This is a genomic window from Paenibacillus sp. FSL L8-0502, from assembly GCF_038593055.1.
Taxonomy (GTDB): Bacteria; Bacillota; Bacilli; order Paenibacillales; family Paenibacillaceae; genus Paenibacillus; species Paenibacillus polymyxa_D.
In genome coordinates this window covers 3,335,567-3,348,524 of record NZ_CP151958.1, presented here as the reverse complement: position 1 = coordinate 3,348,524, position 12,958 = coordinate 3,335,567, and the positions used below count along the sequence as shown (strand labels likewise).

The window sequence follows — 12,958 nt, the reverse complement described above, 5'->3', positions numbered from 1 at the left end:
AAAGTGTAAACTTTATGCATGTGGACTATTGTTTGAGTTCCGCATGCACCAAACAGCGAGAGCAAACAGCCTGACCCAGGGGGAAGGGCTGTTTGATTTTCGGTTAAGAGGAGAGAGACGGTCATGACGAATAAAAGTACGATTGCCCAAGTGGGTCGCCATGTAGGGGAAACGGTTACAATCGGCGCTTGGGTAAACAATAAACGATCTAGTGGTAAAATTCAGTTCCTGCAACTGCGCGATGGTAGCGGGTATATTCAAGGGGTTATCGTGAAAAGCGAAGTGTCCGAGGATATTTGGAATGACGCCAAATCCTTGACTCAAGAGAGCTCCCTTTACGTTACTGGAGTGGTGCGTGAAGAACCGCGTAGCCAATCGGGCTTTGAATTAACGGTTACAGGCATTGAGATTATTCATTTGACCGAAAACTACCCGATTACACCCAAAGAGCACGGTGTAGATTTCCTGATGGATCATCGTCACTTGTGGTTGCGTTCCGCCAAGCAACGTGCTGTTCTGATCGTACGGGCGGAAATTATCCGTGCTGTACAGGAATTCTTTAACGGCAACGGCTTTACGAAGGTGGACCCACCCATTTTGACTCCTTCCTCTGCAGAAGGCACAACAGAGTTGTTCCACATTAAATATTTTGATGAAGATGCGTATTTGACACAAAGCGGACAGTTGTATATGGAAGCCGCGGCAATGGCGCTGGGCAAAGTGTATTCCTTTGGTCCAACTTTCCGTGCAGAAAAATCCAAAACACGTCGTCACCTGATTGAGTTCTGGATGATCGAACCTGAGATGGCTTTTGTGGATCATGAAGAATCCTTGCGCGTACAGGAGCAGTTTGTAAGCCATATCGTGCAATCTGTTCTGAAAAATTGTGCGAAGGAGCTTGAAACTATCGGACGCGATGTTTCGAAGCTGGAGCAAATTCAAGGCGAATTCCCACGTATTACGTATGATGAGGCGATTGCCTTCCTTCAAGGTGAAGGTTTCGATATCCCATGGGGGGAAGACTTTGGTGCTCCTCATGAAACGGCGATTGCCGAAAGATATAACAAGCCTGTGTTTATTACACATTGGCCGACACACATTAAGGCATTCTATATGAAACCAGACCCGACCCGTCCAGAGGTTGTTCTGTGTGCCGATATGATCGCTCCTGAAGGCTACGGCGAAATTATCGGGGGTTCCCAACGGATTGATGATCCAGCATTGATGGAAGAACGTTTTAACGAGCATAACTTGGCTCGTGAAGCCTACCAATGGTATATGGATCTGCGCACATATGGTACCGTTCCGCATTCTGGTTTTGGACTGGGCCTGGAGCGTACAGTAGCATGGATTTGTGGACTCGATCATGTACGTGAAACGATTCCGTTCCCACGTATGCTGTATCGTTTGTATCCGTAACCGATGACCGGATCATTCGACAAGACATCAGCGGCAGAATGGGCGGAGGGAGTAGCCTTTGCTATGGAAGCCGGAATGGTCCAGATTCCCTACGCCCTGCTCAAGCATTATCGAACACTTCGGCTGGCAGATGGCGAAATGCTGCTACTGATGCAGTTGCTTGCCTTCAAACAAGCGGAACGTAATGAATTTCCGACATGGGAACAATTGCAGGCCCGTATCGGATGCACTGCGAATGAAATCGCACTCTATTTCAGTAAGCTCATGAAAGAAGGATTTTTGAGAATTGATTCCGTAGAAGACCGCAGTTCATCTGTACAATTCGAACGTTACAATTTGACGGGGCTGTATCGTAAGTTGGCAGAATGTATGATCGCCGAGCGTAACGAGCAGCACGATGAAGATGACATTTTGTTTGCCGGAAAGCCGGATTTACTGAATGGAATATCGGAATCCCCGCTTACAGAAGAACGGAATTTGTTCACGATTTTCGAGAAAGAATTCGGGCGACCATTATCACCGATGGAATACGAGACGATCACCAGCTGGGTGGATCAGGATCGGTATCCCGAGGAGCTTATTTTGCTGGCTTTGAAGGAAGCGGTATTTGCAGGGAAGGTACATTTCCGGTATATAGACCGTATTTTGCTGGAGTGGAGCCGAAACCGTGTCCGTAATGCACAGGATGCCAAAGAATACGCCCAGCGATTCCGTGGTGGCGGACGCAATTAATGTATCGGTCTAAGCCTTTTAGGTAGTAGACTTATATATGAAGGCTGTTACTGCAGATTGGCTATTGTGCAATGAGGACAACATGGAATATCGCCTGTGCGCGTGAGCTAAGCCGAAATGAAGACGAGTAAATAGGCTTTAATGATAGAGGACACACCATTCCGTCAGGAGGGTGTGTCCTTTTTAAATTATTTTTTCGAAATATGCAGGGGAAGGAAATTTCCTGGCGTCTATAGTATTGGGAAGGGGGAGAGCGTCATTGATATAGAGAGAATCATTGAACGAATACGGTCTGGTGACCGGCAGGCGTTCCGTGAGATCGTAGAGCTGTACAGCAAGCATGTATTTCATATCGCCTATTCGGTGCTGCATGACAGCAAGGAAGCAGAAGATGCCGCGCAGGAGGCATTCGTTCAGGTGTACAAGTCTCTCCCCCAGTACCGGAACGAAGGTTTTAAAACGTGGCTGAGCCGAATTGCGCTCCACAAAGCGCTGGATATTAAGCGCAAACAGGACAGACGCCCCGCAGAGCTAATAGACGTCGCACAGTCCCTTGTACAGCTCCCTTCCCGGGATGAGGATGTGCTGGCTCGTCTCATCCGCGAGGAGCAAATTAAAGAACTATCGCAAAAAATCGCTCAGTTGCCCCAGCAACATCGGGATATTATTCAAGCCTACTATATGCAGGGCAAAACCTACGACCAAATTGCAGAAGAGACGCAGGTAGCTTTAAAAACGGTAGAGTCGAGACTCTACCGGGCGCGACTATGGATTCGAAACCACTGGAAGGAGGAGGAATGGCAATGACTGACCAACAGGATAAACCGTGGATTGAAGGGAAATCGAATGACTGGCATGCTTACATTGCAGGAACTTGCACGATAGAGGAATCTGCCCGGCTGGAAAGGCTCCTGCTGGAAGACGAACAGGCGCTGATGTTATATCTTGTTGCACTGGAGCAATTGGAGTCAACTATGAAAGATTATTCTGCCTGGATGGATACGGAGCGCTTCACAGATCAGGTAATGGCCGTTCTTCCCGAGCTAGAAGCTGAACCGAGTCAAGTTATGTTCAAAAAACGCCGCTGGTTTGAAAAACCTGTGTTTCACTATGTTGTCGCCGCAAGCCTAACGTTGATCTTGTTGTCCAGTGGAGCCTTTGACAAAATGATGCCGCAAACAGACGGAAAGCCGATTCCTCCAAAAGAGCGCGTCTCTTACAGTGAAGAGGTCATGCGAGCTACCACGACCTGGCTCGATAAATTAAAGCCCTAAATCTTCGGATAAAGGGTGAGACGAAAAACTCAAAAACAACAACCTTCAGATGGGGACTTCATTAAAATTCCATAAATAGAAAGGAAGTGTAGCGATGCCTTATACGGAACGAAGCAAGCTCTTGGCATTTCTATTGAACATCATTCCCGGTGTGGGACACTATTACTGGACCAGAAAAGCCAACGCGTTTGTATACACCATTTTGTTTTTCGGATGTCTGGCAGGAGGAATATTTTTTTCAGTGATAGCAAGTGACGGAGCGCCTTTTGTGGTGAGTTTGTTTATTGCTGCCCTTTTATGGGGGCTGAGTATGCTGCATATCATCATTAGCTTGTTGCGTTATGATCCTCGTGCAGTTGCTGTTCCATATCCTCCTCATGCAGGACCCAACCCATATGGTTTTTACTCGCAAAGCGGACCTTATGGACAGGCTGGTTTAACAGGAGAGGTACCGGAGGAGGCAACACACTCAGATACGGATGCGCCGGGAGCAGGAATGGGATATGGTCCGGGCTATAACTATTATCAACAAGGACACCATGGTATGGCAGGATCACCAGCTTTTCAAAAGGGATCGGACAATGAACGCTTTTTTACGATTTTGCTGTCGTTCATTCCTGGATTGGGACACCTTCATTTGGGGCTGATGCAGCGTGGTTTGTCTTTTCTGCTATCTTTCTTTGGCTTTGGAGCGATCCTCGTTTTTATTACCAGCATTACAAACGAATCCGGATTTTTGGCGTTTGCGGGCGTGTTACCGATCATTTGGCTGTATTGCATGTTTGATGCGGTGCAGCATGTACATCGCAAACAAGCGGGAGAAATGCTTCAGGACCGTACTTTGTTTGAGGAACTGGAATATGGAAGAGTCGAGGGACGGCGGAGTAAAATGCTGGCTACCATTTTATCGGTATTTCCCGGTGCTGGACATATGTATATCGGTTTGCAAAAGCGTGGACTCCAGCTCATGCTTCTGTTTTTAGGAGGCATCTATGTACTGGACGTGCTGCATCTTTCACTCTTTTTGTTCCTGATTCCGGTGGTCTGGTTTTATAGCTTTTTTGATGCGTTGCAGCAAGTAAGCCGTTATGGACGGGAGCCGCTGATCGACAAGCCTGTGATCGGTATGTTTGCACAATATCACCGCTGGGTAGGCTTGGGGTTACTATTGCTAGGAGCCTATTACATCTTAATCAACGTATTAGTTCCTACTTTGGATCGTCTGTTTCCGAATGGAGAGATTTATAATTTGGTTGACATGTATCTACGAACGATTATCGTATCCTTATTGTTGATCGGCGGTGGTATTTGGATGATGATCGGGAATTCCAAATCTAAACGAGTAAAGGAGAAGCAATAGAATGGATACTGAATTTTCAAAGAGTGAGGCTCCCTTTAAGGGAGCCCATCATCCTCAGAGCGATGGAGGAGGCTCCACAGGTATATTGGGTACATCATCTAACAAAAATAATTCCTCTAAAGCGTCAAACGCTCCGGCAGGGGTGTGGAAAGTCGGAAGGCTGTCCATGGGACTTTTCCTCGTCCTGCTGGGGAGCATAACGTTTGCCTCCAAGTTTTGGGGAGCGGGCATACTGGACCAGGCTTTGACCTGGTGGCCTGTCGTTTTTGTTTTGCTGGGTTTGGAAATTTTAATGTATACTGCTTGGAAGGGGACGCGTGAGCGTATTCGTTATGATGTATTCAGTATGTTTATTACGGCGGTATTGGTTTTTTGCTGTATCGGATTTGCCTTGGTCAGTTCATTGGGGATCACTCCGCAAGTCAGAGAAATAATGAGTTCGGTTCAGGAAACAAGGGTTCTCCCAGACTGGCATGAAAAACTGCCTGCCGAAGTGAATAAAGTGATTGTACAGGGAGAAGATCCTTATGCGGTCAAAATTGACGCAACCAGCTCACCGGAAGTGCATGTGTTCGGAAGTTATGTATACACAGGCAAAGAGGACGAAATAAAGGGTCAAGATTTATATCAGACCAAGCAAATCGGCGATACCTTGTATGTATTACTGGGTCAAATTCCGACACGGTTTATGCAGACTCAACAGCAGCTTGATGTTACGATTGCTGTACCTGAGGGAATTACGGTTACTGTGCGCGATAGCCGAGGAAATATAATTGAAAAATAGGGAGATTTTCCGGCTCCAACTTTACATTTTGTATCATTCACGCGATACTTGAAAAGGAAGCCTGAGATGTCATCCATGTCGCTAACTAATGGTGCATTTGCTTATCAGGCGAAACTTGATGGTGTGCAGTCGAATAGCGATTGTGATCGGAAATGAGGGAGAAAAATGATTTCGTTGAATCCTGATACGCTTACAGGGCGTGAAAATTATAAGCTGTTGACCGGAAGTATTATTCCAAGGCCGGTAGCCTTTGTAACGACTTTGAGCAGCGAAGGGGTGCTGAATGGTGCGCCGTTCAGTTATTTTTCCATCGTTGCTTCCGAGCCGCCACTGCTGTCTGTATCCGTACAACGTGTCGATGGAGTATCCAAAGATACAACACGTAATGCGATGGAGCATAAAGCTTTTGTCGTACATATCACAGACGAGGACAATGTGGGAGCGGTGAATGTGACGGCTTCCCGTCTGTCTCCGCAGGAGAGTGAGGTTACACTGGCAGGCCTTACCCCGATAAAAAGTACAAAAATCGCAGTTCCCGGTGTGACAGAAGCGAAAATACGCATGGAATGTATTCTGGAACAGGTGATACCGCTAGGAGGCAAGGAGGACACACCTGCTTGTGATCTGTTAATCGGACGCGTAGTGCAGTATCATTTATCCGAGGAAGCGTACCAAAATACGTATGTGATTGCTAAGGAGTTGCGTCCAGTAAGTCGGTTGGCTGGGAACAATTATGCGAAGCTAGGAGAGCAATTCACGCTGGAGCGTCCCCAATAGGGGGCGCTTTTTTTACAGCATGCCTTAAATTACATCGGAAGGATTCTTATTCATCACATTTCCTTTATGAAGGCTATGTTTAATCTGAATGTTGATATTATTGTGGTGTTTCGAGAGCCAAGTGTTTAAAATGAGTCCCTATTTTGTTGGAGTTCCCTGATGAAAAAAACATTTGCCATTGACCATCGTTTAGTTTCCAAATGGAACTTCTTAATGACCTATTTCCATCGTCAATCGATTTAGTACAGTATGTTGAATGTACAAAATCTGACGACAACAACTTTATTTTAAAGTTGGTAATTATAAATGGTATGTAGTTCAAAGGAGCTCTATCATTTAAAAAAATTAATTGCAATGATTTGTCGTATTTTTTACCCGAAGAGCCATATCACCTCAACTAAGATTTTATGTCACCACTAGGATAGGAAACTTTTTTAATAAAAAAGAGAACGTACCGTGCTTTTCGCTCAGGCCCCGTTCTCGATATTCAATAACCGCTTTTACTAATAATGATACACATCTTTGAGACTTATGAGTTTATTTACTTCAAAGTTTTCAGCAGCAGGGAGCGATACGTCGTTTCAAACAAAAATTCAAACGCCTCCAAATGCTTTTTAGCCTCAAATACATCACGGCCCCACGCATAAATGCCGTGGTTACGCAATAAAATTCCAGGCACCTGATCATTCAGTACACCAGACACCAGCCTGGCAATCGAGGCAATATCCGCGTAATTAGGCAGCACAGGAATATCAATCGCAGCATTTTCTTCCCAAATGTTAAAAGCCTTGATCAGCTCAATACCTTGGATAGGTACAGCGCTTTGCTCACCATAATATTCGGAAATCAGATTGTTAAACACGGTATGCACATGAAAAACTGCTCCACAGCCTGTCAGGCGGTAAATTTCGCAATGGATGAGCGTCTCTGCACTTGGCTTGAGGTTTGTGGCTTCTGCTGCTTTTCCGTATTGGTCTACGAACAGAAAATCCTCAGGAGTGCGTTTGGTTTTATCTTTGCCGCTGGCGGTAACTGCAAAATAAAATTGTTCAGGATGAAAATCACCGATTCGGATCGACAGATTGCCGCTTGTGCCTGGGAACCAGTTACGAGAGGCGAATAGCTCCTTGACATCAGCGAGTTCTTCCAACGAACGGCGTTTTTCCTCGAATGAAATGTCTGCCAAGTTAAAACTCATTACAGTACCCCCTGTTTTTGCTTTAAATCCTCGATAATGTCATCAAATGTTTCAAAGGGGACATGTGGTACGCCAAGTTCTTGACACTTTAAAGTCAGATGCGAACGTGAGTACACAAGATTGGCAATTTTAGCTCCTTCAAAATCGGTTAGGCTGTCGCCGATCAAAATCCGTTCATATTGTTCGGAAGGGTATTGACGAATCACAGTCGTTTTACACATGCCGCAGTCATTTGTACACGGCTCCTCACATGGATGCGGCCACGTAATCTGGATGCGCTCCTCGGAAAAATCTGCTTTGTTGCAATAGATGTGGTCGTGTGGAATATCGAATGGTTTTAGCAATGGATCAATAAAAAAATCAATGCCGCCGCTGGTAACGAAAAATTCAATCTGATGCTCCCGTACATAGTCCAAAAAGCGTGCAAAGCCCTCGCGTATACCAGCTTGTCCAAGTACATATGAGATAATTTCGCCCTTTTGCTCCGAAGGCATCAAGGCGAACATCGCACCTACGCCTTCACGAATGGATGTATGCCCATTTACGATCTGATGCATGATGGGCTCACAGCCTGCAGGCTGAAAATGCCTCATAATGGCGACAATATTGTCGCTGTTCGTAATTGTCCCGTCAAAATCGCAAAAAATGACGGGCTTCTTGGCTGTGTTCATCGTTCGCCCCCCCACGTGTCGAGCGCAGATTGCAGCTCGGGGTGAGTACGGGCGTATTCTGCCAGCGGGACATTCTGCTGTACGGCTTCAATCGCCTGCACAAAGGCGCGCCCACCAGCTTCTGTACCCAGTGGATGTCCATGAATCCCGCCTCCAGCGTTAACCACGACATCGGTACCAAAGTCGCGTACAATGAGCGACACGAGGCCTGGGTGAATCCCTGCGGAAGGGACAGGCATGCTGGCCTTCAGCGGTAGATCAGGGGTGATCAGTTCATCGCGGATCGCCATGTTTTCCTCACGCGGCATCGTCACTGAGCCGTAGGGAGAAGGGAAGAGGACGAGGTCAGCGCCAGCCAGCCGCATAAGCTGACCAAGTAGAACGGACGCCGATATACCATAATGTGGCGACGGATAAGCAGCTCCCGCTAACGAAGGATGGGCAGCAATTGGCACCGAGACGGCGGGATCGCTGCTAAGTTCATGCAGCACATCGTAACCGTAGGCCAACACGTTAAACAGTAACGCGTTGGCACCCGCGTCGATGGCCTTGAGAGCTTGCGTCTTAAGCTGCGAGGTCGGCCCCGTTAAATTAGCGGCATACAGCAGCTTTTTACCGGTTTCGCGCTCAGCCGCTTCGGCAGCTTTGATGCAGGCTTCGACACGTTTCTCAATTGGTGTCAGCGCATTTTCAAACAAGATCTCGTCATCCTTGATCAGATCAACGCCACCCAGAGCCTGCCGGGTAAACTGTTCACGAAGTTCGTCCAAATCGAGGCCAATCACAGATTTGAAAATGCTCATGAGTAAGGGACGATCATGCACGCCGAGCTGCTCGCGCAAGCCGCTGATACCGAATTTCGGTCCCGGAAAAGCAGAGCGGAAGGCTTCCGAGAAACCCAGCTTCGTTAGCTTAATTCGGCCGTCCATCGAAATTTTGCCGAAGACTGTGACCAGCAGTGCGGGAATATCCCGGCTGAAGTTGACATCCGGGTAAGCGATGGTCAGGTCGGCGTACCGTTCACCAGGACCTCCATCGTGAATATCCACAGAATAAACCGAGCCAAGATGCTTTTGCATCGCGTCCCGTTTGGCTTGCGGGAGCTCAGTCCAGCTGCCCACCGTCATGCCGATGGCAATAGATTGGGCCTTTTGGTTAAAATCGGCTTTGTCATCGTATACCCGGTAGGTCGCCAAGCAATAGCTCATTCAATTCCCTCCTTGAGTACAGCTCCCATCTCGCGGGATCGTTCAGCGCACCGCTGCACCGCTGCAATCACCGTTTCATAGAAGTCACCTTTGTCCAGCATTTCCAATGCAGCTACTGTAGAGCCATTAGGAGACATGATTTTGTGGCGAAGGGCAGAAGGCTCCTCTCCGGTTTGCTGTACCATGCGTGCCGCTCCAAGCGCGGTTTGCACCGTTAGTTCGTGCGCTTGCTCAGGGGTCAAGCCACCACGAATTCCCCCGGCAATCATGGCTTCCATCAGATAGTAGACATAGGCAGGGCCGCTTCCAGATATCCCGGTCAAAACATCCATTTTTTCTTCCTCTATAACCGTCACCGTACCTACAGATTCGAACATCGTAAGCACATTTTTACGCTGGTTTTCGCTGATCTCTTTGGAAAAGCTAATGCCTGTAGCTCCCAGCCCAATCGAGCTGGATGTATTGGGCATCGTCCGTGCGATCGGCTGCTTGCGACCCAGTAATGTTTGCATCGTACGAATGGACAATCCAGCGATGACCGATATGATCAGCTGCTCATCAGACAGAAGTGGGCCGAGCTGTCCAAGTGCTTGTGCAGCATCCTTGGGCTTCATGGCAAGCACAATGACTGGAGAACGACGCAGAAGCTCGGTTTTGGCGGCATCCTCGGTTTGGTACAAGACTCCATATTGCTTTTGAAGTTCCTCAAGACGAGCCTGATTACTGCGGTTGATAACGGTAATACCACTACGTTTAACGACAGAACGAGCCGTCATTCCACGAATAATAGCCTCTGCCATTGATCCTGCCCCGAAAAACGTAATTTGCTCGTTAATTAAAACTTTCGTTTGTGATTCACACATAGATTCATAACCTCCAAGGATACGGATTGATTTTTGTTATTATTCCCTGATTTGTCCAGTACCGTACACGCGATATTTGGTTGAAGTCAAGGCAGGCAATCCCATTGGACCACGGGCATGTAATTTTTGTGTGCTGATTCCGATCTCGGCACCAAACCCGAACTCAAAGCCATCCGTGAAGCGGGTAGAGGCATTGTGGTACACGGCTGCCGCGTCCACTTCTTGCAGAAAACGCTCGACATGGGCTTGGTCCTCGGTGACAATACACTCAGAATGCATCGTACCGTAACGGGCAATGTGCTCCAGTACTTCGTCCAAATTGTCCACGACCTTGACGTTCATAATGTAATCATTATACTCGGTGCCATAGTCCTCTTCTGTGGCAGGAACAGCCCAAGGAGCCAATTCTCGTGTGCGTGCGCAGCCGCGTAGCTCGACCCCCGCATCACGAAAGCGTTCTGCCAATCCTGTTAAGTGTGCTTTTGCATAATCCGAGTGTACGAGCAGTGTTTCCATCGAGTTACACACGGACGGTCTTTGCACCTTGGCATTCAGTGTAATCGCTTCGGCCATTGCTGCATCCGCTGTAGCGTCCAAAAAGGTATGGCACACACCTGCTCCGGTTTCGATGACAGGTACGGTAGCGTTCTGAACAACATTTTGAATGAGTGAACGCCCGCCACGTGGAATAATTACATCCAGCAAGCCGTTCAAGGTGAGCATTTCGTTGACCGAGGCACGGTCTGAATCTTCAATAAGTTGAAGTGCCTCGCGTGGCACAGCTGTTGCGTCTAATGCCTGCTGGAGTACTTCGATAATCTTGCGGTTGGAGAAGAGGGCGGCCGAACCACCGCGTAGCACAACCGGATTACCTGTTTTCAAGCACAGGCCCGCGGCATCCACGGTTACATTTGGACGCGCTTCATATATGATGCCGATGACACCCAGCGGCACACGTATCTTCTCAATTCGCAGACCGTTTGGACGTTCAATTTGCTCAAGGGTGTCGCCGACCGGGTCAGGTAGTGCCACAATTTGGCGTAATCCTTCGGCAATTGCCCCGATTCGGTCCTCGGTCAGCGTGAGGCGGTCGAGCAGCGATTCCGATGTTCCCAATTCCCGTCCATGTTTCAGGTCATTATGGTTTGCTGCAATCAGCTCTTCAGTATGGTTTACTAGAGCTTCAGCCATAGCAAGCAATGCTTCGTTTTTCTGTGCTGTAGTCAGGCGATTCATGACCCCGGCACTTTTTTTGGCAAGATTCGCTTTGGTTCGTACTTCGCTAAACTGATTCTCCTCGGTTGTAGCTGTGTTTGTCGTTAAATCACTCATGTTACGGCCTCCCTACATACATAATGTAATCCATTCATCCCTGTGAATCACCTCAAGCCGGTGAATGGGACCAATTTTGCCCACAACCTCACCGCTCGGTAATCCTTGTACCATTCGAAGCTGTTCATCGTCATAATTGACGATGCCGCGTCCTAACACTTTATTTTCCGGTCCGAGCACCTCAACGACATCTCCGGCATGAAAGCTGCCCTCGACACGTCGTACGCCAACCGGAAGTAGACTGTGTCCTCCGTGAACCAGCGCGTCCTCGGCCCCTTCGTCTACATGCACCGCGCCCAGAGGGGTGGACATAAATCCAAGCCATTGTTTTTTCATCGGAAGTGAAGAGAGGTGAGTGTCAAAATATGTTCCCGGTCCGTGTCCTTCAACGGCTGCGTCTAGATCGCCATTCGCGCTTACACGTCCCACATATACAGGCACACCGCCGCGTGTAGCGACTTTGGCAGCTTCGATCTTGGATCGCATGCCGCCAGTACCTACAGACGATCCAGAACCTCCAGCTAATGCATAAATCTCCTCTGTAATTTCTTCGATACGTTCAAAACGTACGGCATTCGGATGCTTGCGCGGATCTGCCGTATATACGCCATCGGTGTCCGTAATGATAATCAGATGCTGAGCTTTGACCAGATTGGCAACCAGCGCGGACAGCATATCGTTATCGCCGAATTTCAATTCGTCAATTGATACCGTGTCATTTTCGTTAAAGATCGGGATAACCTGCTGGCGCAGCAATTCTTCTACGGTCATTCCGGCATTGTTCATCCGTTTGCGGATCAAAAAGTCACTACGGGTAAGCAGAACCTGCGCGATCACTAGGTCAAAATCTTTAAAAGCCTGCTCATAGGCCTGCATGAGAAGAGCTTGGCCAACAGCCGCTGCCGCCTGCTTTTCATGTAGCAGCTTAGGGCGAAACGGGTACCCAATCTCTCTGAATCCGGCGGCTACTGCGCCTGATGTAACCAGCAGCACTTCATAACCTTTTGCACGAAGCAAGCTGATTTCCCGGGCAAAATAAGCGATGGCTTCCCGATTCAAGCCACCTTCCACTCCAGTTAGAGAGCTGCTACCGATTTTAATGACGATACGTGTTGACATGACGTCCACTTCCTTAATTTTACTCTTTTTAATGCAAAAAAACTTCCATCCTTTGTATGCAAAGGACGAAAGTTTGTGCTTCCGCGGTACCACCTTCATTGATGATTCATGATCATCCCACTTGAAACCTGTTAACGGCAGGGGCCGCCTGATTGCGCAGGGCGCTCGGGGATAGGAGTTGGGAGAGAGTCCAGGTAAATTCTTGCAGCCTATCGGAATTT

The 12,958-nt window shown here is 48.0% G+C and carries 13 protein-coding genes; 7 read left to right on the top strand and 6 right to left on the bottom strand.

The features are described from left to right. Nucleotides 1–123 precede the first annotated feature (123 nt). From asnS to NSQ57_RS14260, 7 genes are all read left to right on the top strand, one after another. Nucleotides 124–1,419: an asparagine--tRNA ligase gene (asnS, locus tag NSQ57_RS14290; protein WP_013310674.1), complete on the top strand. Its 1,296-nt coding sequence runs from the start codon at nt 124–126 to the stop codon at nt 1,417–1,419. 3 nt (nt 1,420–1,422) lie between these two features. After that, a complete protein-coding gene (locus NSQ57_RS14285) occupies nt 1,423–2,151 on the top strand; it encodes a DnaD domain-containing protein (RefSeq protein ID WP_049816981.1) in 729 nt (242 codons plus the stop codon). A 174-nt stretch (nt 2,152–2,325) separates the two neighbouring features. After that, a complete protein-coding gene (locus tag NSQ57_RS14280; RefSeq protein WP_274597660.1) occupies nt 2,326–2,958 on the top strand; it encodes an RNA polymerase sigma factor in 633 nt (210 codons plus the stop codon). Further along, nucleotides 2,955–3,425, top strand: a complete 471-nt coding sequence (locus tag NSQ57_RS14275) for a hypothetical protein (protein WP_029517379.1) — start codon at nt 2,955–2,957, stop codon at nt 3,423–3,425. Before NSQ57_RS14280 ends, NSQ57_RS14275 begins: the two co-directional genes overlap by 4 nt. Before the next feature lie 94 nt (nt 3,426–3,519). Further along, complete coding sequence (locus NSQ57_RS14270; RefSeq protein WP_342424967.1) at nt 3,520–4,785, top strand: multi-tm2 domain protein; 1,266 nt, start codon at nt 3,520–3,522, stop codon at nt 4,783–4,785. A 1-nt stretch (nt 4,786) separates the two neighbouring features. Beyond that, nucleotides 4,787–5,569 carry a hypothetical protein gene (locus NSQ57_RS14265; RefSeq protein ID WP_069011514.1) on the top strand — a complete coding sequence of 261 codons (783 nt, stop codon included), beginning with the start codon at nt 4,787–4,789 and terminating at the stop codon, nt 5,567–5,569. Nucleotides 5,570–5,734: 165 nt separating this feature from the next. Further along, nucleotides 5,735–6,346: a flavin reductase family protein gene (locus NSQ57_RS14260; protein WP_069011515.1), complete on the top strand. Its 612-nt coding sequence runs from the start codon at nt 5,735–5,737 to the stop codon at nt 6,344–6,346. 541 nt (nt 6,347–6,887) lie between these two features. On the opposite strand, the gene NSQ57_RS14255 is transcribed toward NSQ57_RS14260, so the two are convergent. The 6 genes from NSQ57_RS14255 to proB are packed head-to-tail and all read right to left on the bottom strand — an operon-like array spanning nt 6,888 to nt 12,836. Beyond that, nucleotides 6,888–7,544 (bottom strand): methylthioribulose 1-phosphate dehydratase, encoded by a 657-nt coding sequence (locus NSQ57_RS14255; protein ID WP_165146907.1) that lies wholly within the window; start codon nt 7,542–7,544, stop codon nt 6,888–6,890. After that, nucleotides 7,544–8,215 carry a 2-hydroxy-3-keto-5-methylthiopentenyl-1-phosphate phosphatase gene (locus tag NSQ57_RS14250; RefSeq protein WP_342424966.1) on the bottom strand — a complete coding sequence of 224 codons (672 nt, stop codon included), beginning with the start codon at nt 8,213–8,215 and terminating at the stop codon, nt 7,544–7,546. Before NSQ57_RS14250 ends, NSQ57_RS14255 begins: the two co-directional genes overlap by 1 nt. After that, nucleotides 8,212–9,423 (bottom strand): 2,3-diketo-5-methylthiopentyl-1-phosphate enolase, encoded by a 1,212-nt coding sequence (locus tag NSQ57_RS14245; RefSeq protein ID WP_342424965.1) that lies wholly within the window; start codon nt 9,421–9,423, stop codon nt 8,212–8,214. The genes NSQ57_RS14250 and NSQ57_RS14245 overlap by 4 nt, the downstream gene beginning before the upstream one ends. Then, entirely contained in the window at nt 9,420–10,286 is an 867-nt protein-coding gene (gene proC, locus NSQ57_RS14240; protein ID WP_029517386.1) for a pyrroline-5-carboxylate reductase, read from the bottom strand. Before proC ends, NSQ57_RS14245 begins: the two co-directional genes overlap by 4 nt. A gap of 39 nt (nt 10,287–10,325) precedes the next feature. After that, on the bottom strand, nt 10,326–11,618 hold the full coding sequence (locus tag NSQ57_RS14235) for a glutamate-5-semialdehyde dehydrogenase (protein ID WP_039271142.1): 1,293 nt from the start codon (nt 11,616–11,618) through the stop codon (nt 10,326–10,328). A 12-nt stretch (nt 11,619–11,630) separates the two neighbouring features. Next, entirely contained in the window at nt 11,631–12,836 is a 1,206-nt protein-coding gene (gene proB / locus NSQ57_RS14230) for a glutamate 5-kinase (RefSeq protein ID WP_069011518.1), read from the bottom strand. Between the last annotated feature and the right edge of the window lie 122 nt (nt 12,837–12,958).

Excerpts from the sequence above, each read along its gene's own strand:
- asnS (WP_013310674.1), top strand. The coding sequence starts at position 124 with ATGACGAATAAAAGTACGATTGCCCAAGTGGGTCGCCATGTAGGGGAA.
- NSQ57_RS14285 (WP_049816981.1), top strand. The coding sequence starts at position 1,423 with ATGACCGGATCATTCGACAAGACATCAGCGGCAGAATGGGCGGAGGGA.
- NSQ57_RS14275 (WP_029517379.1), top strand. The coding sequence starts at position 2,955 with ATGACTGACCAACAGGATAAACCGTGGATTGAAGGGAAATCGAATGAC.
- NSQ57_RS14270 (WP_342424967.1), top strand. The coding sequence starts at position 3,520 with ATGCCTTATACGGAACGAAGCAAGCTCTTGGCATTTCTATTGAACATC.
- NSQ57_RS14265 (WP_069011514.1), top strand. The coding sequence starts at position 4,787 with ATGGATACTGAATTTTCAAAGAGTGAGGCTCCCTTTAAGGGAGCCCAT.
- NSQ57_RS14260 (WP_069011515.1), top strand. The coding sequence starts at position 5,735 with ATGATTTCGTTGAATCCTGATACGCTTACAGGGCGTGAAAATTATAAG.
- NSQ57_RS14255 (WP_165146907.1), bottom strand. The coding sequence starts at position 7,544 with ATGAGTTTTAACTTGGCAGACATTTCATTCGAGGAAAAACGCCGTTCG.
- NSQ57_RS14250 (WP_342424966.1), bottom strand. The coding sequence starts at position 8,215 with ATGAACACAGCCAAGAAGCCCGTCATTTTTTGCGATTTTGACGGGACA.
- NSQ57_RS14245 (WP_342424965.1), bottom strand. The coding sequence starts at position 9,423 with ATGAGCTATTGCTTGGCGACCTACCGGGTATACGATGACAAAGCCGAT.
- proC (WP_029517386.1), bottom strand. The coding sequence starts at position 10,286 with ATGTGTGAATCACAAACGAAAGTTTTAATTAACGAGCAAATTACGTTT.
- NSQ57_RS14235 (WP_039271142.1), bottom strand. The coding sequence starts at position 11,618 with ATGAGTGATTTAACGACAAACACAGCTACAACCGAGGAGAATCAGTTT.
- proB (WP_069011518.1), bottom strand. The coding sequence starts at position 12,836 with ATGAAGGTGGTACCGCGGAAGCACAAACTTTCGTCCTTTGCATACAAA.